Raw genomic sequence first — 20,568 nt, 5'->3', positions numbered from 1 at the left:
ATATATGTCAGCAACAAAGTATATAGAAGAAATACAAAAATTAATAATAAAAGTAGAAGAAACACAAATGGATAATATAAAAAAGGCAGCAAAGGTATTTGCAGAGACAATAAAAAAAGATAAAATTATACACGTTTTTGGAACAGGTCATTCACACATAATAGGTATAGAAATGTTTGTTAGAGCAGGTGGATTAGCAGCAGTAAATGCAATGCTTGATGATACTATCATCACTAATTTTGGAGCAAGAAAAAGCAGTAAGATGGAAAGATTACCAGGGCTTGCAAAAATCATATGGGACCAATACTCTATAAATAAAGGCGATATCATGGTCATAATATCAAACTCAGGAAGAAACAGTGTTCCAGTAGAAATGGCAATGTTAGCAAAAGAAAAGGGTATCTATCTGATAGCACTTACATCATTAAGCCATTCAAAATCTTGTGAATCAAGGCATTCAAGTGGGAAGAGATTATTTGAGATAGCAGATTTAGTAATAGATAACTGTGTACCAAAAGGGGATTTCTTGCTCGATTTTAATGGTGTTACATCAGGTCCAGCATCAACAATAGCAGGTTCACTAATAGTAAACAGCATAGTCGCAGAAACTCTAAATATTTTATCAAAAGAAGGATATAAACTACCTGTATATACTAGCCAAAATATAGATGGATATAATAATGATGATTTATATGAAAAGTATGACGGTAGAATTAAACATTTATAAGTGTTATAATAATTTAAGATAGGAATATAATGCAGAAGGAATGATGTTATGATAAGATTTTTTAGATTTGGCAAATCAAAACAGCAAACAATAAAATCCCCATTAACTGGTAATATAGTGAAGCTAGAAGATGTACCTGATGAAGTTTTTTCACAAAAGATTGTAGGAGATGGTATAGCTATAGACCCTAAGGGTAAATGGCTTACTGCACCAGTAACTGGTACAATAGTAAAGCTTTTTTCTGCAAAACATGCCATTGGAATAGTTACTAAGGAAGGATTAGAAGTATTAATACATTTAGGTATAGATACTGTTAAGTTGAAAGGTGAAGGCTTTGAAGCAGTTGTAGAAGAAGGTCAACAGGTTAATGTTGGAGATAAACTTATAAAGATTAATTGGGAAGATATTAAAGGCAAGGTACCTTCAATACTTTCACCTATTATTATTACAAATATGGATAAGGTTGAAAGCATTGAAATCCTTAAAGATAGTAATGTTAATAGCGGTGAAGATTTAATATCTATTAAATTAAAAAAATAGATGCGCTGGGACAGTTCTCAGTGCATCCCAAATATAAAAAAAAGGGAGTAATTAACATGAAGTTAATTATTACAGAAGATTATGAGGAACTAAGCAGTAAAGCTGCAGAAATAATTTCAAATGAGGTCAATAAAAAACCAGACATAGTTTTAGGATTAGCTACAGGAAGTACCCCTATAGGCACATATAAAAAACTAATTGAAAAAAACAAAAAAGGCTTAGTAGATTTTTCTAAAGTAACTACATTTAATCTTGATGAATACTATGGACTTTCACCAGAAAATGAGGAAAGCTATCACTATTTTATGTACAAAAATCTGTTTAACCATATAAACATAAATCCTCAAAATATCCATATACCAGATGGACAAGTAAAAAATATAGACGAATATGTAAAAGAATATGATAGATCTATAGAAAAAGCAGGAGGAATTGACCTTCAATTATTAGGTATTGGTGCTAATGGGCATATAGCATTCAATGAGCCTGACGAAGAATTATGCGTAGGAACACATCTAACAACGCTTACTCAAAGCACTATAAAAGCAAATTCGAGATTTTTTGATTCAATAGATGAAGTACCGAAAAAAGCTATAACTATGGGATTAGGCCAAATAATGAAAGCAAAAAAAATACTGCTTCTTGCAAATGGTAAAAACAAAGCTAAAATAATGGCACGGCTGTTAAAAAACAATACCATAACCACAAAAATACCAGCATCCATTTTGTTATTACATAGTAGCATAACAATCATAATGGATAAAGAGGCAGCAGAAGAATATCAAAATTATTAAAAATTAGGAAGTGATATTATTGAAGATATTAATAAAAAATTCAAAAATAATAACTCCATACGAAATAAAAAAAGGATACTCACTAATCATAAATAATGGGAAAATAAAAGACATAATAAAAAATGAAACTATATATAAAAATCAATTTGATAAAATAATAGACTTAGAAGGAAAATACTTATCACCAGGATTTATAGACATTCACAATCACGGCAACAATGGACACGATAGCATGGAAGGCACTTACGAAGCATTAGAATCAATGAGCAAATACCACATAAAAAATGGAGTAACAGGATACTTAGCAACACCAATGACAAATCCTAAAGAGAACATACTAAAAGCAATAGAAAATGCAGCAAGATACATACAAGAAAAAAATGATAAAGGGGCAAAAGTATTAGGAATTTACCTAGAAGGGCCATACTTTTCACAAGAAAAAAAGGGAGCACAGCCATCTGAATATATTAAAACCCCTGACATAGAAGAATTAAAAATGTATATAAAAGAAGGAAAGGGAAACATAAAAGTAGTAGCTTTAGCACCAGAAATAAATAATGCCAAAGAAACAATAACGTATTTAAAAGAGCAAGGGATAAAAATATCAGCAGGACATACAAATGCGACATACGAAGAAACAATAGAAGGAATAGAAAGAGGGATAACACAAGTAACTCACTTGTACAATGGTATGAGAAGTTTTACTCACAGGGAACCAGGAGTCATAGGAGCAGCATTAACAGACGAAAGAGTGTATTGTGAAATGATATGCGATGGCATACACCTTCATAAAGCAGCAATGAAAATGGCAGTAAAAATGAAAGGGAAAGACAAAATAATACTTATATCAGATGCAATAATGGCAGCAGGGCTAAGCGATGGCGAATACGAACTAGGAGGGCAAAAAGTATTTGTTAAAGATGGTGAAGCTAGACTAGAAAGTGGAGTATTAGCAGGGTCTACACTAACACTAAACAGAGCAGTATATAACATGGTGCATTTAGTAGGAGTACCGCTAAAGGAAGCAGTACAAATGGCCAGTTTGAATCCAGCCAGAGCAATAGGCATAGATAAAAGGAAAGGAAGTATAGAAATAGGCAAAGACGCAGACATAATAGCATTTGACGAAAACCTAAATGTTTCCTTTACTATGGTTGAAGGAAATATAATTTGATAATATTAGAGGTTGCTTAATTCATAAATAAATAAAATTCAATTAGAAAAGATAATTGAGAATGAGAAACAATATCTTGATAGTAAATACTGTCAAGATATTGTTTTTTCTAATATTAAGGTATATTATTAACATGAGGAAATTGCATAATTACTACAAAGTTAAAGTATTTTATTATGCAATTTCCTCACATAATATTATAATTATTAAATAAGTCATTGTGTAAAAATAATTTTTTTGCAAAGGGGATGGTAATGTGAAATATGATTTTGACAAGGTAGTGGAGAGAAGGAAAACGAACAGTGTCAAATGGGACATGTTACAAGAAAGGTTTGGTGCTAATGACCTTATTCCTATGTGGGTAGCTGATATGGACTTTGAAGTACCACCAAAGGTATCTGAGGCAATAAAAGAAAGAGCTAATCACAATATCTATGGCTACGGGGTAAAACCACAATCGTATTATGATGCTATTATTGAATGGATAAAAAAAAGACATGGTTGGGAAACGAAAAAAGAGTGGCTTTTGTATACACCTGGAGTGGTACCTGCATTAAATTGGGCTGTTATGACATATACAGCTCCAGGGGATCAAGTACTTATACAGCCTCCTGTATATTATCCGTTTTTTAATGCAGTTAAGAACAATGACCGTATATTAGTGAAAAATGAGTTGGTTCGTGTTGGTGACCATTATGAGATGAATTTTGAGGACTTAGAAGAAAAGTTGTCTGATGAAAAAACAAAGATGATGATACTTTGTAGCCCTCATAATCCTGTAGGAAGGGTATGGACGAAAGAAGAATTAACAAAATTAGGAGAATTATGTTTAAAACACAATGTTATAATTGTATGTGATGAAATACATTCGGATTTAGTATATAAGCAATATAAACATACTCCTATTGCACTAATAAGTAAAGAATTAGAAAACAATACTATAACATGTTATGCACCAAGTAAAACATTTAACATTGCTGGATTAGGAGCATCAACAATTGTTATACCTAATGAAGAACTTAGAAATAAATTTACTGATACAATGAAAAGAATATCTGTTAATATAGCAAATCCATTTGCTGTAGTTGCTACTGAAGCAGCATACAAATATGGAGAGGATTGGTTGGAAGATCTTTTAGCTTATCTATATGATAACTATAAATATGTTTGCGAATTTCTTAGCAATAGAATCCCTCAAATAAAACCTCTAAAACTTGAAGGAACATACCTGATGTGGTTAGACTGTAAAGACCTAAATATGAATGATAAAGAATTGAAAGAATTTATAATAAAGGACGCAAAATTAGCCTTAAATGATGGTCTTATGTTTGGCGAAGCAGGTTCAGGATATCAGAGATTAAATATTGCTTGTCCAAGGTCAACATTAAAAAAAGCACTAATAAATTTAGAGAAAGCAATAAGAAACTTAAAATAATCATATATTCCCCCTCTTATTCATAAAATGATATAAGCGTCATAATTTATTTAAAGGAAAAGCATGTCATTTGAAGAATTTGCATAATTATTACAGTTGCAAAATTTTGAAAATTATAAAGAGGGGGACAAGATGAAGGGAATATTTATTACTGTCATTTTCATACTGTTTATAACTATAATAATGCCTATTGTATTGATTAAGGGTTGTGATGTAGCTACAGAAAATCCCCAATATGAAGAAACTGAAAATATACATATGGTAGAAATATATAATACTAGAACAAAAAAAGTAGAGAGCATTGAATTAGAAGAATACGTAAAAGGTGTAGTAGCTGCAGAAATGCCTGCAGAATTTGAAATAGAAGCATTAAAAGCTCAAGCAGTAGCTGCCAGAACCTATGCTTTGAGGCGCATAGAGCAATATCCCAATGGGCATCCTGACCATCCTGAGGCGGCTTTATGTACAGGTATACATTGTCAAGCATGGCTTTCTAAAGAGGAGTTAATAAGCCTTCATTCACAAAGTTGGATGGATAAATATTGGTCTAAAATATCGGAAGCTGTAGATAAAACTAAAGACGAAGTAATAGTATTTGATGGAGAATTAATAGAACCTTTGTTTCATTCGACAAGTGGTGGTATGACGGAGGATTCAGAAGATGTGTTTGCAAATGCGTTGCCATACTTAAGGTCAGTACCGAGTCCTTACGAAGAAGGAGCACCAAAGCTTAAGGATGTAACAAGTATGACAGTAGACGAATTTATAACAAAGTTAGAAAAAAAATATCCAAATGTGAAACTTACAGAGGAAAATCTTCAAGAAAAAATTAAACTAATAGAACGTAGTGATAGCGGTAGAATTAAAAAGGTAATGATAGATAATGAAGTAGTATCAGGCAGAGACTTAAGAGAATTATTTAACTTAAATTCTACAAATTTTAAAATAACCATAAATCCTAGAACAAAAATAGTGGATATAGAGACTATTGGATATGGACATGGAGTTGGTATGAGTCAATGGGGAGCCAATGGAATGGCTAAAAACGGAAGTACATATATAGAAATACTTAAGCACTATTACACAGGAGTGCAAATACAGGAACACAAATAACCGAGGATTTTCCTCGGTTTATTTTTTTATGGGTTTATTTAAAAGACATAAAAAAGAAAAATACATGTATTAATTACAAAAAACTGGAGATACTACATATTAAACAGTTAAGTTTTGTTTTTATTGGAGGTGAGTTAATGGATGAGTTTAATAAAGGTCCTAACAGGAATAATAAAAAGCAAGGGAAAGTAGTACAAAAATTTTCAAAAATATTTGATAAAGATGGTTTTTATATTATTTTATTTCTTTGTATATGTATAGTAGCTACAACTGCAGCGTGGGTATCGCAAAACAATGTAGAGAAGTTAAAAGACTTAAGCAAAGACTATATGGAGAATGATTTTGTTGAAAACAATTTTGACTGGGATGAAACTCAAATTGATGATGAAGAAAATATAATTACAAAAGAAGAAAATATCAAAGAAACAAAAGAAGAGGTGAATGCGACTAAAAGTACAAATATAAATGGAACTTCTGTAAAAGAAGAAAATAAACAAATTAAAGAGATTAATGCTGATGAGAAAACAAAAGAAGAAAAAATTGAAGAACAAAAGAAAAATGTAGTATCTGTGTCATCAGTTTCATCCCAGCAAAAACAGTCACAAATATTGGGAAGTTTAATTGTACCTATGAAAGGCAAAATAGGAATGGATTATGCTGAAGATAAATTAGTATATTCCAAAACGTTGGAGCAGTGGACTACACATTTAGGTATTGACATACTTTCGAGAGAAGGAAGTGTAGTAAAAGCTGTACAAGACGGTATTATAGCTGAAGTAAAAAATGACGAAACTATGGGAATTACTATTACAATAGATCATGGCAATGGAATCCTTACAAGATACTCCAATTTATCTACTGATGAGATGGTTAAAGTTGGACAGGAAGTGAAAAAAGGTGATTCAATAAGTGGAATAGGTAAAGGTGCTGGATTTGAAATGGCAGAAGGACCTCACTTACATTTTGAATTAATAGTAGATGGTGAGAATGTAGACCCTAAAGAATACTTACCTAAGCTAACTAATTAACTGCTAAAATATGTTCTATTATAACTTGCAAATGCATAAGTATTTAGAAAAAGTGTAAATTAATTGTAAAATAAAATACCGTTACAAAGGGGGTAAACCAGTGAAGGATTACATAGAAGAAAGAGCATTAGAAATTGCAGAATATATAATAGAAAAACAAGCAACTGTAAGACAAACAGCAACCATTTTTGGTGTAAGTAAAAGTACCGTGCATAAAGATGTAACGGAACGTCTTCCCAAGATAAACCCTCTGGTTGCAAGCAAAGTAAAAAAGGTTTTAGAAAAAAATAAGGCAGAAAGGCATATAAGGGGCGGAAGAGCAACAAAAATGAAGTATAAAGCTGTCAATGATTAACTTTAGAAGATTATATATTTAGAGATATAGTTACATGACTTTTCCTAATGTGGGAAAAGTCTTTTAATTTTTTTGAAATAATAAAAAAAATAAGAGGAATTTCATAGAAAATATAGAAATATTGAAATAATATATATATAAACAACCAACGGAAGATTTTATGAACTAATATAAATATATAATTGCTTATACAAAGCATGAAGCTTTAACCATATTAATAAATTAAGAAGGAGAGGTAAATTTTATGTTTTCACTAAGGGCCGATATGGGAATTGATTTAGGAACAGCTAGTATATTAGTGTATATTAAAGGAAAGGGGATAGTTTTACAAGAGCCTTCAGTTGTAGCAATCGACAAAAATACCAACAAATTTTTAGCTGTCGGAGAAGAAGCACGGAGAATGCTTGGACGAACTCCAGGTAATATTGTAGCTATAAGGCCATTGAGAGATGGTGTTATATCTGATTATGAAGTAACGGAAAAAATGCTTAAATATTTCATACAAAAAGCAGCAGGTAAGATGCTTTTTAAACCTAGAATTGTAGTTTGTGTACCAAGTGGTGTTACAGAAGTCGAAAAAAGAGCTGTATTAGACGCTAGTAACCAGGCAGGGGCTAGAAAAACATATTTGATAGAAGAACCAATAGCAGCTGCAATAGGAGCAGGATTAGATATAACGGCACCCAGTGGACATATGATTGTAGATATAGGTGGAGGCACTTCTGATGTAGCTGTTATTTCCTTAGGAGGAATAGTAGTAAGTAAATCCATAAAGGTGGCAGGAGATAAATTTGATGAAGCTATAGTTAGATATATAAGGAAAAAGCACAATGTGATGATAGGAGAGCGTAGTGCAGAAGAATTGAAGATAAATATAGGAACAGCATATCCTAGAGAAAAAAATGTATACATGGAGGTAAGAGGTAGAAATTTGGTGACAGGTTTACCTAAAAATATTAATGTATCATCAGAAGAGATGCTTGAAGCATTAGAGGAACCTGTTGCAGATATAGCGGAAACAGTACATACAGTTTTAGAACGAACACCACCTGAATTAGCAGCAGATATAGGCAATCAAGGTATAGTTATGACAGGAGGAGGTTCACTACTTTATGGGCTGGACAAGCTTATTACAAAGCGTACTGGTGTGCCAGTAAAAATTGCAGAAGACCCTATATCATGTGTTGCTATAGGAACAGGTAAATCACTAGAATGGGTAGATATAATGGACAATGGAATGGTGTCTGATCAACAGAGGAGATGATTCTAACATAAGTAGTATTATAGACCTATTTTTACTGTAATATTAAACAAAAAAAATAATATGACGATAATACATATAAAAGAGGGTGTGAAATCGTGAACAATGGGCTATATATTTCTACAACAGGTTTATTGTTAAACCAAAGGAGAATGGACGCGGTAGCTAATAATCTAGCTAACGCAAATACTACTGGATTTAAAAGAGATATTGTTATATCAGAATCTTTTCCTGAAATATTGACTAGCAAAATAAACGACAAAGATTTTAAAACTTTACGAGCATTTAAAGGAGTAGAAGTAAACCAAGATGGTGATGTTTATCAGTTATCTGTAAACAATGGATATTTCAGAGTAAAGACTCCTGTAGGTATTGGATATCCACAGGAATTGAAATTTACTGTAGATGACGACGGTTATTTAAAGACTTATTATAGGGATAAAAACGACAATCTAAAATCTGATGGAGAAAATTACATAATGGGTAAAAAAGGCATTATAAAAGTAGAGGACAAAAATATAACTATAGACAATCAAGGTAATGTGTTATCAAATGGGCAGATAATAGATAATCTAGTAACATTTGCACCAATGAATGTCATAGGTACGACTAATAGAGGAGTTAGATTAGATAAGGTAGTAATAGATTTTACTCAAGGCAATCTTATAGAAACAGGGAATAAACTTGACTTTGCTTTAAAAGGTGATGGTTTCTTTAAAGTTCAAGATGGCGATAGGACACTATATACTAGAGATGGGACATTTTCATTAAATGAAAATGGCGAGCTTATTACTTCTGAAGGATATTATGTATTAGGACAATACGGGTCTATTATAGTTCAGGGGGATGATTTTACTATAAATGAAAATGGAGAAATTATAAGAGACGGCCAAGTTATAGACAAACTCGATATAGTAGATATAGACAATAAGGAATATCTAAGAAAAAAAGGAAATAACTCATATGAAATTTTAGAAGGAGTAGAACCTCTGGAAACTGCTTTTCAGGGGCAGGTATTGAGAGGATATCTAGAAGGATCAAATATAAATACCATAAAAGAAATGGTAGATATGATATCCATTTTAAGAAGTTATGAAACTAGTCAAAAATTGGTACAATATCAAGACGAGCTTATAGGTAAAGTAGTAAGCGAAGTAGGAAGAGTATAAAGGAGATGGTAATATGATACGTTCACTTTGGACAGCAGCAACAGGTATGCAGGCACAACAACTTAATATAGATAATATTTCTAATAACTTAGCTAATGTAAATACTACAGCTTATAAAACTTCTAGAGTAGAATTCAAGGATTTACTTTATTCTACCATAAAAAATTCAAATCTTGCTGATGACAAAGGCAGACCAGTTAACCTAGAAGTAGGTCATGGAGTTATGCCATCAGCTACAACAAGAGATTTTAAAAATGGAAGCCTTATAGAGACACAAAATCCATTAGACTTAGCTATAGATGGAGATGGTTTTTTTGCTGTAGTTAATCCAAATAACGAAGTAAGGTACACAAGAGATGGGAGCTTTAAGCTCAGTATAGAAGATGATGAAGCTAAACTAACAACATCAGAAGGATACTATGTCCTTAACGAAGATGATGACCAGATTATCATAGAAGAAGGTTTGAAAGACATAAATATAGATGAATTTGGCTTTATTACAGCTAAAGACGAAGATGGAGAAATAGTTGAATTAGGAAGATTAAAAATAGTTAAGTTTCCTAATCCAGCAGGATTAATAAGCGAAGGGCAAAACTTATATAATTCATCTGTAGCATCTGGAGAAGAAATACCAGTTGATTCAGAAGATATGGACAGCAAAATAGTACAAGGATACCTTGAAGCTTCAAATGTTAAGATAGTAGATGAAATGGTAAAAATGATTACAGCTCAAAGAGCTTATGAGATAAGCTCAAAAGCTATACAAACTTCAGACGAAATGATGCAGATAACTAATAATCTAAAAAGATAGAAAATGAAAGTTAGCACCAGATAAGGTGGTGAAATAATGAACGATATAAATAGTGTAAATAATATAACAAATACGTTATATAAAACTCAAGTACAAAAACAAGCTAGCGATACTGATAGTATATCAAAAAAATTTGAGTATCTTAAAAATTCAGGTGATGATAAAAAACTCATGGAAGCATGCCAAGAATTTGAAAGCATATTTGTTCATATGCTCCTAAAGGAAATGCGTGCAACTATACCAGAAGACGGTTTAGTAGAAAAGAGCATGGCAACAAAGATATTCGAAGACATGTATGATGAAGAGGTAGCAAAAAAAATAAGCCAAACAAATGGAGGGCTAGGTATCGCTAAAATGCTTTATGAGCAGATGAAAAGAAGATAAATAAAAGAAATTGCATGTTAAATGATATCATTTAACATGCAATTTCTTTTATTATTACGTCTTATTTAAGTACCAATCTAATATTTTATCCTATCTTAAAATTACTTCTCTTTATACTTATTTTAACAGCATTGTATAATACCATACCCGCTATTGTATTTATCAAAGCTGCAGGAAGTACTATTGATACCAAAAGCACAGTAAAACTTCCTGGAAGTCCTGCAATAAAAGCTGCTGAAGATAAAAATACTATTCCACTTATTATGGTACCTAAAAGCATAACAATAACCATAGCAATTTGTTCTTTTATTTTGTTTTTTGCTAATTTTATAATAAAGAACATAACAGTTGTAGTAACTAACTTATCAATAATATTAGGTAATTGGCCACCTGGAAATCCAGTAGTAAGTGCTGAAAATATTCCTATTGCCAATCCAGCAGTTATACAAGATTTAAAATCGTCATTGAGAAATATAACGATAAATAGCATTGCCAAAGAAAAATCAGGCTTCATTCCTAAAACCAATGGTGGAGTAATTTGATGCAAAAGAGCACCTATAGCTAATAACAAAGAATTCATCACAAATTTTTTTAATTTCACAATTAACACTCTCCTCGTATAATATTTTTATATCAATATGTTCTTTTATCCTACTATTTTCTATTCACATCATCATCACCCCTTAAGGTTTAGAAATATAACAAGTCTATTTTAAGAATAAAAAAAATCCGTCCTATTAATAGGACGGAATAATATCCGCGGTACCACCTAAATTGTGCAAAAGTACACCACTCTTTCGGGTACTAACATACCCTATCCACTATAACGTGTGGCTTACGGTAATGCTAATATGATAGTATCATTTCACATTACTCCTCAAGGGCCCATTCATCATATATTATCGTACTGGATTTCCACCATCACCAGCTCTCTATAACTAAACATATGACTACTCTTCCCTATCAACGGAAACGATTAAATTTATACTATATTATCATTTATTAATTAATTTGTCAATTAAGTTTTTTGCACAAAAAAGGCTTCATATGTACTTTAAATTGCAATATTAAATGCAACACTTTGTGAGAAGAAGTATGGTATAGATATCCAAACTCTTATAGTTTTATAATTTTAGGTCGATATTACTTTATTTTGTTGTCAAGGGAAGGGTGGAGATTTTCGAGCATATGCGAGAAAATACTACCCGACCTTGACAACGTATCGAAATGATATAATTGGCTTTAGGCCTTTTGGCATACTAGCCGAAAGGCCTTAACGATATAAGATCATTTACTAAGGCACTCCTGTCTTTTGTTTCTTAGCTACATTTATTTGCTAAATCTCAAACGATAGACGACAGCAAATGCTTGTCCTTGAATTCATTACTGTTCTTACATAACCTCAATAGTTCTTCATAAAAACATTCTTTTGGCGTTTTATAATCCAATATCTTCCTCGGATATTCATTCATCCAGTCTTCGATACTCTGGATGAATGATAAAGGTATTCTTTTTATTGTTTTTCCTTTCGGAATAAAACGTCTGATTATACCATTTTGTCTCTCATTGCTTGCTCTTTCCCATGATGAATAGGGATGAGCAAAGTAGGCTTCACTTTTATACTTCTCTAAAATACTGGATAATTCACTAAATTCTGAGCCATTGTCAGCGGTTACACTACGAAATACCTTAGAGAATAAAGCACCATATCGGTTTTTAAGCTCTACAAATACATTACGAACAGCTTGACTGTTCTTTAAATCTAGTAAAAATATCAATTCATATCTTGTTTTCCTCTCGGTTAATGTTAAAAGTACTGCGTCATTCGAACGTTTACCGACAACAGTATCGATTTCCCAGTGTCCAAACTCTTTACGAGTTTCTACTTCTTTTGGCCTTAAATCTATACTTTTGCCCATAATTCGTTTATGTTTTTTGGAGTTGTTTTTATTTTTAGGTTTTAATCTAGGTTTGAGTTGTAAATCAATATTGCGTACTTTAAGAAATCCTCTGTCTATGTAATTATATAGAGTTTTTGTGCAAACCATCGGTTTTTCCTTCCATTTAGGATCTCTTTTGCAATACCCTACGATGCTATCTGGAGACCACTTCTTTTCTGCTAACATCTTTTTTTCAGCAAATTCAATAAATTCCTTAGCATGTGAAAGCTTGCATTTAGCGCCACAGTTTTTACGACGTTTTTCATATACTGCCTGGCCTGCTTCAGGAAAATAGGCTTCATAAGTCGATAAATCGTACTTAAGTTGAGTTACAGTCCCTCTTTTTATTTCTCTACTAATGGTACTAGCATTACGACCAAGTTGTCTTGCAATATATCGAAGGCTCTTTCCTTCAGCTAAAAGAGCTGCAATTTTTCCTCTCTCATATACATTTAGGTGTTTAAAAGAGCGTCTTTTCGTGGTACAATTAGATTGAACCATAGTGAGACCTCCCTATATTTTTTTAGTTTGGATAACTATATCATACAGGATTTCTCACTATGGTTCTATATTTTTTACCTGTTGCATTTAATTTTACAATGAACCGCTTCATATGTACGAATGGTTTACAATGTTTTATCCTTTAGAGTATAATTTTAGTATGCAAGAAAAAATGAAAAAGATGTACTAAGGTTTCGGGTCCTCAATTTTGTTTACAGAGTAGTAAACGTTTTAGGGAGGATACTAATATGAAAACGATAGGTGTAGTTACTGATGGCAATACATCATTAGATATATTTCTTAAAAAAAATTTAAAATTAGTTTTTAGTGATTATATCAGAATAAATACATATTTTTTAAAGTCATTAAAAAAAGGATATATAATAGAGGATGACTTAGTTCTTACTATGACAGATCAAAGAGCATTAGCTGTTAAGCAATATGTAAAGGATAGTAAAAAAATTATAGTAATAAATAGAACTATTATGGAAAAGGAAATTTATAAGCTTTTTTTAATACCGAATAATACTAATGTCCTTGTAGTGAATGATAATGAAGAAACTACATTTGAAACTGTCTCCCTCTTATATAGAATTGGTGTTGATCATTTAAATCTTATACCTTATGACCCTAGTAAACAGTATAGTGATATAGATATTGAGATTGCTATAACACCTGGAGAAGTCAATAGGGTACCAAAGCATATAAAAAAAATTATTGACTTGGGACATAGATGCATAGATGTATCAACATTTTTAACTATTATGAGTAAGCTTAACATAGACAATGAAGAAATAAGTAAAAAGCTCATAGAATACTCAGAAAAAGTTGTAAGTTTAGATACTGGAATTAAAAGCAAGTATAAAGAGCTTTATACAAAAAAAGAGGATCTCAATATGATAGTAAATTTATCTAATGATGGTATTGTACTTACGTCTGAAGATGGAAGCATATCTGTATATAATAAAAGTTTTGAAAAGATATTTAAAACGCAAGGAAATTTATACGGGTGTAAGATTAATAAGATATTTCAAGGAGAATTAAAGAGATTATTATCAAAAGAAGAGCTGAAAGATGAAGTTATAAAATACAAAAATAAATACCTTAACATAAATAAGCGATGTATTAATGAATTTGGTAAAAAGAAGAGAGAATATTATAATATACAAGAGATAACTTATATAAAAAAACTAGAACAAAATTTAAGTAGTAAACTTAGAGAAAAGGGGCATATTGCAAAGTATACTTTTAAAGACATAAAAACTATATCTAAAAGTATGAAGAAATGTATCGAATTAGCTGAGAAAATAGCGACATCAGATTTGACAGTATTAATTACTGGAGAAAGTGGTACTGGAAAAGAAGTGTTTGCACAGTCAATTCATAACAAATCACATAGACGCAATCAGCCTTTTGTAGCAGTAAATTGTGCTGCTATGCCTGAAAATTTATTAGAAAGTGAATTATTTGGATATGTAGGAGGAGCATTTACTGGGGCATTAAAAGAAGGAAAGGCAGGACTATTTGAACAAGCTAATAACGGTACATTATTTTTAGATGAAGTGGGCGATATGCCTATTCAACTTCAGACAAAACTTTTAAGAGTTTTACAGGAAAAGCAGGTTATGAGAATAGGTGCTGACAAAATTTTTGAGATTGATGTAAGAGTAATATCGGCTACTAATAGAAATTTAATACAAATGGTAAGAGAAAAAAAGTTTAGAGCAGACCTTTACTATAGGCTAAATGTATTACCAATAAATATACCACCATTGAGAGAAAGAAAAGAAGATATTATTTTATTACTAAAATATTTTTTAGGTAGAGAAATTAAGATAGATAAAAAGGCTAGAAAAGTTTTAGAAGAGTATAATTGGCCTGGTAATATTAGAGAGCTTTGGAATGTTAGTTCATATATATCATTGATGTGCAAAAAAGATATTATTGAAATAGAAGATTTACCACATTATTTAATGCCAACAAATGAAAGTAGTAATTATAACAATTGTAACGAACAAATAATTTTATCAGATATATCATTAAAAGTACTAGAAATTATTTATAATCACAATATTAAAGGAATACCTATTGGCAGAAATTCTATATTAAAAATTTTGCTGAATGAAGATGTAATAACTACAGAAGGAGAAGTAAGAAAAATATTATCAGATCTTAAAAACCTTGGCTTAATTACATCTTATGTAGGCAGAGGTGGAAGTAAAATTACTGATAAAGGAAAAAAATATTTGGTAAAATAGGTAACCTATTTTACCTATTTATGAAAATATGATTTATAAAATAAAGAGATGATCATGTTGAAAATGGCATCTCTTTATTTTTTTAATATGGCACAAAAGTTGCATAAATTATTATATAAATAAGATGGATAGAGGTGAAATAATATGATAGATAGATATAAACCTATAATAGGTATTACAGGAAGCTTAATAATCGATGAAGGTGGGATGTTTCCAGGATATGAACGGGCATATGTAAATAACGATTATATTCAATCTGTAGTTAGGAGTGGTGGAATTCCATATATTATTCCATTAACATATGAGGAAAATGTTATTAAAGAACAAATAAAAAATGTAGACGCTGTAATTTTTTCAGGAGGACATGATATAAACCCTCTATTATGGGGAGAGGAGCCTTCACAAAAACTTGGTGCAATTTTACCTAAAAGAGATAATTTTGATATTACAATTTATAATTATGCAACTAAAATGAAAAAACCTATTTTAGGAATTTGCAGAGGTCTTCATGTTATCAATGTTGCCAGTGGAGGAACTATGTATCAAGATTTATCACTTATTGATGGATGCTACATAAAGCACAATCAAGGACATTTGCCAAATGTTCCTACACATACTGTAAGAATTAAAAAAGGAACTAAATTATTCGAAATATTCGGTGAAAAGGTTATTACCAATAGCTTTCACCATTTAGCTATAAAAGATGTTGCTAAAGGATTTAAGATAGCTGCAGTTTCAGAAGACGGTATAGTAGAAGCAATAGAGAAAGTAGGAGGTGAATTTATACTTGGAATACAATGGCATCCAGAAATGATGTCACAAAACTATAATTGTATGCAAAAAATATTTGATTTATTAATTGATGAAGCTAGTAAACTAAAAGCCTGTACAACTACTGAAGAACAGTAATGATTAATAGAGTATATTGATATAATTTTTCCAAAATGATTATTGTTAGGAAGCTGTTTCATTTATTGATGAAATAGCTTCTTTATTTTATAATGTTCTCAATTTTAAGTTGATTGCTACTATTAATTATAGTATGGTATAATTAATTGAAATGCTCATAATGATCTTATTATAAAAAAAGGAGGAAGTAAATGGAATTAATACCGGTTTTAAACCAAACTGTTATATTATTTATACTAATGATTACAGGATATTACATAAGAAAAAAAGGGATTATATCAGATATATTTACTAAAGATTTGTCTTGTGTTATATTAAACATCACATTACCAGCACTCATAATAACATCTATGAATCGAGGGTTTTCACCTGATATCATGCAAAACTTAGCGTATATTATTGGCTTAGGAATTGTTGTATATGGATTTCTTATAATAATAGCTATGATTTTTGCTAGATCGTTAAAAATACCTCAACCATCAAATGGAATATACAAGTTTATGATATTGTTTCCAAACATAGGATTTATGGGGTTTCCTATACTCATGTCTATATATGGTGAGATAGGAGTATTTTATGGAGCAGCTTATAATGTGGTTTTTAATATATTTATGTGGACACATGGAATTGCTTTAGTAAATAATGAAAACAATTCTACAGGTATAAAAGGGAAGCTAAAGTTTATTGTAAATCCAGGAATTATATCTATAGCTATAGGACTTATTTTATTTATATTTTCCTTAAAACTTCCTTATGTTATATATACATCCTTAAAATACCTTGGTGATACTACTACGCCATTAGCAATGATAGTAGCAGGTTCGCTACTAGTAGATGCAGATGCTAAAAGCGTCATAAAAAACAAAAAACTATTATTTACTACATTTATGAGGTTGATAATTATTCCTTTATGTATAATTGTAGGATTATGGAAAATAAACATACCAGATATAGTAAAAGGAGTATTGGTAGTATTAAATGCTATGCCTGTAGCAGCAAATGCAGCTATATTTGCGAAAATATATGATTCAGACTACAAACTAGCATCAGAAGGAATATTCATAACAACTCTTTTAAGTATCATCACTATTCCGCTTATCACATCATTACTATAAAATTCAACACAAAGTAAGGAACACAAGAGGACGGTTTTTTTGTGTTGATGTGTTTTTGATAGGAAAGGATGATAGTATGGATAAAAGAAGGAAAAGATTTATATACATTATAAAATTCATATTAGCTTTCCTGTTGTTTTATTGGGCTGTATATTTTGAAAATGCTGTAGGTAACAGGTTATACGTATTAATTTTCCTATTTATAATATATTTATCAATAGGAATAATTAAGGCTTTAAAAAGCAGTTCTCAAAAGATGAATTATGTATTTGTAATTGTAGATTTATTAACTATATTTCTTATGGAATACAATTCAAGATTTTTAATAAATTATTTTTTTCATTCATTTTACATAATAGAGCTATTAGATATATCTATTTTATTTGACCAAAAAAACAGCCTAATAACAGGGTGTGCAGCAACAGTAGTTTCATCAATAAAATTCTTTTTCCTACTCTACTACAAATTTAATATAAACAATATTTCTCAAACTGTATTTTTTATATTAGTAACCATATTTGTATTAGTCATAACTAACTTTGCTCAATACTATCGTGAAGAAAAGAAAAGAAAAGATCAATTATATAATGAACTTCTGAATGCTCATAAAGAGCTTAAAGAATACTCAAAAAAAATACAAGAGCTTACTATAATTAAAGAAAGAAATAGATTAGCTAGGGAACTACATGATAATATAGGACATAATATGACTGCCTTAATAATGGAAATGGAATTGATGGGACGTTTACTAGACAAAGACCCAGAGAAAGTTAAATTGATATTACAAGAATCAAAACAGACTGCTAGAGAAGGATTGGCAAAATTGAGAGAAGTAGTAAGGACATTGAAACCAAATGATATGAAAACAAAAACTATTGATTCTATAAAGGATTTAGTAAATAAATTTTCAACTAGAACCGGAATAAAAACTCTACTAAAAATAGAAGGGGATATTATAGATGCAGATGTTTCAGTTAGTGCCGTGTTATATGCTATTATTCAGGAATCACTAACTAACTCAGTAAAACATGGCAAAGCTACTAAAGTAGAAATAAATATAAAATATAACGGTGATAAATTAAACTTTCTTATAACAGACAATGGGGTAGGAAGTGAGCAAATTAGTGAAGGATTTGGATTAAGAAATATGAGAGAAAGGGTTGAAGGTTTAAAAGGCAGCATAAGTTTTACAGCCAATAAAGGCTTTACTGTAAAAGGATATTTGCCTTTGGAGGGAAAATAATGATAAGACTTATAATAGCTGATGATCAGAAAATATTTAAGGCAGGATTAAAAATGATACTTGAAGGAGAAGAAGATATAGAAGTATGTGGATTAGCTGCTAATGGGAGAGAAGCATACGACCTTTGCAGAGAAAAGGTACCTGATATGGTTCTAATGGACATTAAGATGCCTAGATCTAATGGAGTGGAAGGAACAAAATTAATTAAAAGAGATTTTCCTAATATTAAGGTAATAATACTTACTACATTTAATGATGATGAATTTATATTTGATGCATTACGCTATGGTGCTTCAGGATATCTATTAAAAGATTTACCTCCTGAAAAAATAGTAGAAGCAATAAAAACAGTCTATGAAGGTGGAGCTTTAATTCAACCAGACGTTGCTGTAAAAGTAATAGATAAATTTTCTCAAATGGCTAATAACAAAAATGTAAAAAATATAGATAAAAGAGTAGAGCTTTTAACTGAAAGAGAAAAAGATATAATAAGCTTATTAGGTAAAGGTTATAATAATAAAGAAATAGGAAAAGAACTATTTTTAAGCGAAGGAACCGTTAAAAATCACATAACTAATATACTAAATAAACTTGATCTTAGAGATAGAACTCAATTAGCAATATTTGCAGTTAAAAATGATTTGTGCCTATAAATATTTATAGGTTTTTTTTATGCAAAAAGTCATATGTTTTTATAATAACAAGTGCCTATAGTTATATGTATAGTGAAATAAAAATTAATAAAATATAGGTATAAAGATTAAGTATAACGAATACAAGGAACACAAGGGGAGGGATGATTTTGAAAAGAGTTTTATTGTTTACATTAATACTATCTATATCGTTATTTTCTTTATCAGGTTGTGGAAAAAACGATTTTGAAAACTATATTGATGCATTAGAAAAGACTAATAGTATTACTAAAGGACAAAGCTTAAACAAGGCCACTATTTCTATGGAGTATAATACTGAAGGATTAACTGAAGAAGAAATAAAAAAGTTAAATTATTTTAGAAATGTAGAGTCAGAGACTAAATTAAAATTTGACAACACCCAAAACAAAATTATAACAAAAAATTATTTCAATTTTGGTGGACTAGGATTTGATACAGAATATTATTTTGATGGTGACAAAGCATATATTAAGCTGCCTATACTAGGGAAATATATCAAACTAGATCAATATATACAACAGTATGGTGCAATAAATAAAGCAAATAATTATGAAGACAATGCGATCTTTATTACTAACGAGACTAAGGAAAAAATCAAAGATGAGTGGATGAAGCTTTTTGGGCAGAAAGACGTAGTTTCTGGAGAAAATATACTCCTTTCTACTGAAGATGGAGAAGTAAAGGCTAAATACTATACTATCAACTTGACTGGAGAGCAAGTAAAATCTTATGTAGCTGAATTAATAAATATATTATTAAATGACGAGTTGTTTACTCAATATATTTTTGAAAGAAACAGTATTTTAGATAAAAATAGTAAAAATAAAGAGGAAATAATTCAAGAATTAAATGAATGGGTAGAAAAATTTACAATTACAGATTTTAATTATAGTGCTTATATAGATGTAGATGGTTATATTATAAAAGAAAATATATCTGTATTTATTAAATTAAATTCAGATAAACAAGAAAAAATTAAAGAAATACAATTTAACTTAGAAAGAGAAAACTGGGATATAGAAAAAGAACAAAAATTTGATTTTCCAGTATTAACTGAAGAAAATACCCTAGATATTAATAATATAGATCAAGGTATTCCTTTTATTTTTAATGATATGATGGGTAAAATGTAAAATT

Annotated in this window: 20 protein-coding genes and 1 other annotated feature; of the genes, 18 read left to right on the top strand and 2 right to left on the bottom strand. The window is 30.4% G+C overall.

Translation table 11 applies throughout. From position 1 onward, the window contains the following. The first annotated feature begins 4 nt into the window (after positions 1-4). From ACZ41D_RS12875 to ACZ41D_RS12820, 12 genes are all read left to right on the top strand, one after another. Entirely contained in the window at positions 5-727 is a 723-nt protein-coding gene (locus ACZ41D_RS12875) for a sugar isomerase domain-containing protein (protein WP_464151818.1), read from the top strand. 48 nt (positions 728-775) lie between these two features. After that, positions 776-1,267, top strand: a complete 492-nt coding sequence (locus ACZ41D_RS12870; RefSeq protein ID WP_464151817.1) for a PTS sugar transporter subunit IIA — start codon at positions 776-778, stop codon at positions 1,265-1,267. A gap of 56 nt (positions 1,268-1,323) precedes the next feature. After that, positions 1,324-2,061 carry a glucosamine-6-phosphate deaminase gene (gene nagB / locus ACZ41D_RS12865; protein ID WP_464151816.1) on the top strand — a complete coding sequence of 246 codons (738 nt, stop codon included), beginning with the start codon at positions 1,324-1,326 and terminating at the stop codon, positions 2,059-2,061. Between the two features lie 10 nt (positions 2,062-2,071). Next, the gene (gene nagA, locus ACZ41D_RS12860) at positions 2,072-3,235 is read left to right on the top strand and encodes an N-acetylglucosamine-6-phosphate deacetylase (RefSeq protein WP_464151815.1); all 1,164 of its coding nucleotides are present in this window, start codon (positions 2,072-2,074) and stop codon (positions 3,233-3,235) included. A gap of 256 nt (positions 3,236-3,491) precedes the next feature. Further along, positions 3,492-4,670 (top strand): MalY/PatB family protein, encoded by a 1,179-nt coding sequence (locus ACZ41D_RS12855; protein WP_464151814.1) that lies wholly within the window; start codon positions 3,492-3,494, stop codon positions 4,668-4,670. 132 nt (positions 4,671-4,802) lie between these two features. Beyond that, complete coding sequence (gene spoIID, locus ACZ41D_RS12850; protein ID WP_464151813.1) at positions 4,803-5,783, top strand: stage II sporulation protein D; 981 nt, start codon at positions 4,803-4,805, stop codon at positions 5,781-5,783. Between the two features lie 137 nt (positions 5,784-5,920). Continuing rightward, positions 5,921-6,811: a peptidoglycan DD-metalloendopeptidase family protein gene (locus tag ACZ41D_RS12845; RefSeq protein ID WP_464151812.1), complete on the top strand. Its 891-nt coding sequence runs from the start codon at positions 5,921-5,923 to the stop codon at positions 6,809-6,811. Positions 6,812-6,911: 100 nt separating this feature from the next. Beyond that, the gene (gene spoIIID / locus ACZ41D_RS12840; RefSeq protein WP_464151811.1) at positions 6,912-7,166 is read left to right on the top strand and encodes a sporulation transcriptional regulator SpoIIID; all 255 of its coding nucleotides are present in this window, start codon (positions 6,912-6,914) and stop codon (positions 7,164-7,166) included. 244 nt (positions 7,167-7,410) lie between these two features. Then, positions 7,411-8,430: a rod shape-determining protein MreB gene (gene mreB / locus ACZ41D_RS12835; protein WP_464151810.1), complete on the top strand. Its 1,020-nt coding sequence runs from the start codon at positions 7,411-7,413 to the stop codon at positions 8,428-8,430. A 95-nt stretch (positions 8,431-8,525) separates the two neighbouring features. Then, a complete protein-coding gene (locus ACZ41D_RS12830) occupies positions 8,526-9,596 on the top strand; it encodes a flagellar hook-basal body protein (RefSeq protein WP_464151809.1) in 1,071 nt (356 codons plus the stop codon). Positions 9,597-9,609: 13 nt separating this feature from the next. After that, positions 9,610-10,407 carry a flagellar basal-body rod protein FlgG gene (flgG, locus tag ACZ41D_RS12825; protein WP_464151808.1) on the top strand — a complete coding sequence of 266 codons (798 nt, stop codon included), beginning with the start codon at positions 9,610-9,612 and terminating at the stop codon, positions 10,405-10,407. Positions 10,408-10,443: 36 nt separating this feature from the next. Next, the gene (locus ACZ41D_RS12820; protein ID WP_464151807.1) at positions 10,444-10,791 is read left to right on the top strand and encodes a rod-binding protein; all 348 of its coding nucleotides are present in this window, start codon (positions 10,444-10,446) and stop codon (positions 10,789-10,791) included. Positions 10,792-10,876: 85 nt separating this feature from the next. Here the strand turns inward: ACZ41D_RS12820 and ACZ41D_RS12815 are convergent, their stop codons facing one another. Both ACZ41D_RS12815 and ACZ41D_RS12810 read right to left on the bottom strand, forming a co-directional pair. After that, positions 10,877-11,392, bottom strand: a complete 516-nt coding sequence (locus ACZ41D_RS12815; RefSeq protein WP_464151806.1) for a tryptophan transporter — start codon at positions 11,390-11,392, stop codon at positions 10,877-10,879. 137 nt (positions 11,393-11,529) lie between these two features. After that, positions 11,530-11,767 (bottom strand) — a binding site (T-box leader). 367 nt (positions 11,768-12,134) lie between these two features. Further along, positions 12,135-13,232 carry an IS30 family transposase gene (locus tag ACZ41D_RS12810; protein WP_464151805.1) on the bottom strand — a complete coding sequence of 366 codons (1,098 nt, stop codon included), beginning with the start codon at positions 13,230-13,232 and terminating at the stop codon, positions 12,135-12,137. Between the two features lie 248 nt (positions 13,233-13,480). On the opposite strand from ACZ41D_RS12810, the gene ACZ41D_RS12805 reads away from it, so the two are divergent. The 6 genes from ACZ41D_RS12805 (at position 13,481) to ACZ41D_RS12780 (ending at position 20,564) form a co-directional block, all read left to right on the top strand. Then, the gene (locus ACZ41D_RS12805; protein ID WP_464151804.1) at positions 13,481-15,490 is read left to right on the top strand and encodes a sigma-54 interaction domain-containing protein; all 2,010 of its coding nucleotides are present in this window, start codon (positions 13,481-13,483) and stop codon (positions 15,488-15,490) included. Positions 15,491-15,634: 144 nt separating this feature from the next. Next, a complete protein-coding gene (locus tag ACZ41D_RS12800; RefSeq protein ID WP_464151803.1) occupies positions 15,635-16,399 on the top strand; it encodes a gamma-glutamyl-gamma-aminobutyrate hydrolase family protein in 765 nt (254 codons plus the stop codon). A gap of 191 nt (positions 16,400-16,590) precedes the next feature. Continuing rightward, positions 16,591-17,514: an AEC family transporter gene (locus ACZ41D_RS12795; RefSeq protein WP_464151802.1), complete on the top strand. Its 924-nt coding sequence runs from the start codon at positions 16,591-16,593 to the stop codon at positions 17,512-17,514. Positions 17,515-17,569: 55 nt separating this feature from the next. Next, on the top strand, positions 17,570-18,757 hold the full coding sequence (locus ACZ41D_RS12790) for a sensor histidine kinase (protein WP_464151801.1): 1,188 nt from the start codon (positions 17,570-17,572) through the stop codon (positions 18,755-18,757). Further along, on the top strand, positions 18,757-19,410 hold the full coding sequence (locus ACZ41D_RS12785) for a response regulator transcription factor (RefSeq protein WP_464151800.1): 654 nt from the start codon (positions 18,757-18,759) through the stop codon (positions 19,408-19,410). Before ACZ41D_RS12790 ends, ACZ41D_RS12785 begins: the two co-directional genes overlap by 1 nt. A gap of 149 nt (positions 19,411-19,559) precedes the next feature. Continuing rightward, positions 19,560-20,564 carry a hypothetical protein gene (locus ACZ41D_RS12780; protein ID WP_464151799.1) on the top strand — a complete coding sequence of 335 codons (1,005 nt, stop codon included), beginning with the start codon at positions 19,560-19,562 and terminating at the stop codon, positions 20,562-20,564. The last annotated feature ends 4 nt before the right edge of the window (positions 20,565-20,568 follow it).

The organism is Brassicibacter thermophilus, from assembly GCF_055378355.1.
Note: the sequence above shows the minus strand (reverse complement) of the source record. Positions and strands in the feature narration are given on the sequence as shown.

Bases quoted from the DNA above. Each gene is read 5' to 3' on its own strand.
- ACZ41D_RS12875 (WP_464151818.1), top strand. From the start codon at position 5: ATGTCAGCAACAAAGTATATAGAAGAAATACAAAAATTAATAATAAAA.
- ACZ41D_RS12870 (WP_464151817.1), top strand. From the start codon at position 776: ATGATAAGATTTTTTAGATTTGGCAAATCAAAACAGCAAACAATAAAA.
- nagB (WP_464151816.1), top strand. From the start codon at position 1,324: ATGAAGTTAATTATTACAGAAGATTATGAGGAACTAAGCAGTAAAGCT.
- spoIID (WP_464151813.1), top strand. From the start codon at position 4,803: ATGAAGGGAATATTTATTACTGTCATTTTCATACTGTTTATAACTATA.
- ACZ41D_RS12845 (WP_464151812.1), top strand. From the start codon at position 5,921: ATGGATGAGTTTAATAAAGGTCCTAACAGGAATAATAAAAAGCAAGGG.
- mreB (WP_464151810.1), top strand. From the start codon at position 7,411: ATGTTTTCACTAAGGGCCGATATGGGAATTGATTTAGGAACAGCTAGT.
- flgG (WP_464151808.1), top strand. From the start codon at position 9,610: ATGATACGTTCACTTTGGACAGCAGCAACAGGTATGCAGGCACAACAA.
- ACZ41D_RS12820 (WP_464151807.1), top strand. From the start codon at position 10,444: ATGAACGATATAAATAGTGTAAATAATATAACAAATACGTTATATAAA.
- ACZ41D_RS12810 (WP_464151805.1), bottom strand. From the start codon at position 13,232: ATGGTTCAATCTAATTGTACCACGAAAAGACGCTCTTTTAAACACCTA.
- ACZ41D_RS12805 (WP_464151804.1), top strand. From the start codon at position 13,481: ATGAAAACGATAGGTGTAGTTACTGATGGCAATACATCATTAGATATA.
- ACZ41D_RS12800 (WP_464151803.1), top strand. From the start codon at position 15,635: ATGATAGATAGATATAAACCTATAATAGGTATTACAGGAAGCTTAATA.
- ACZ41D_RS12795 (WP_464151802.1), top strand. From the start codon at position 16,591: ATGGAATTAATACCGGTTTTAAACCAAACTGTTATATTATTTATACTA.
- ACZ41D_RS12785 (WP_464151800.1), top strand. From the start codon at position 18,757: ATGATAAGACTTATAATAGCTGATGATCAGAAAATATTTAAGGCAGGA.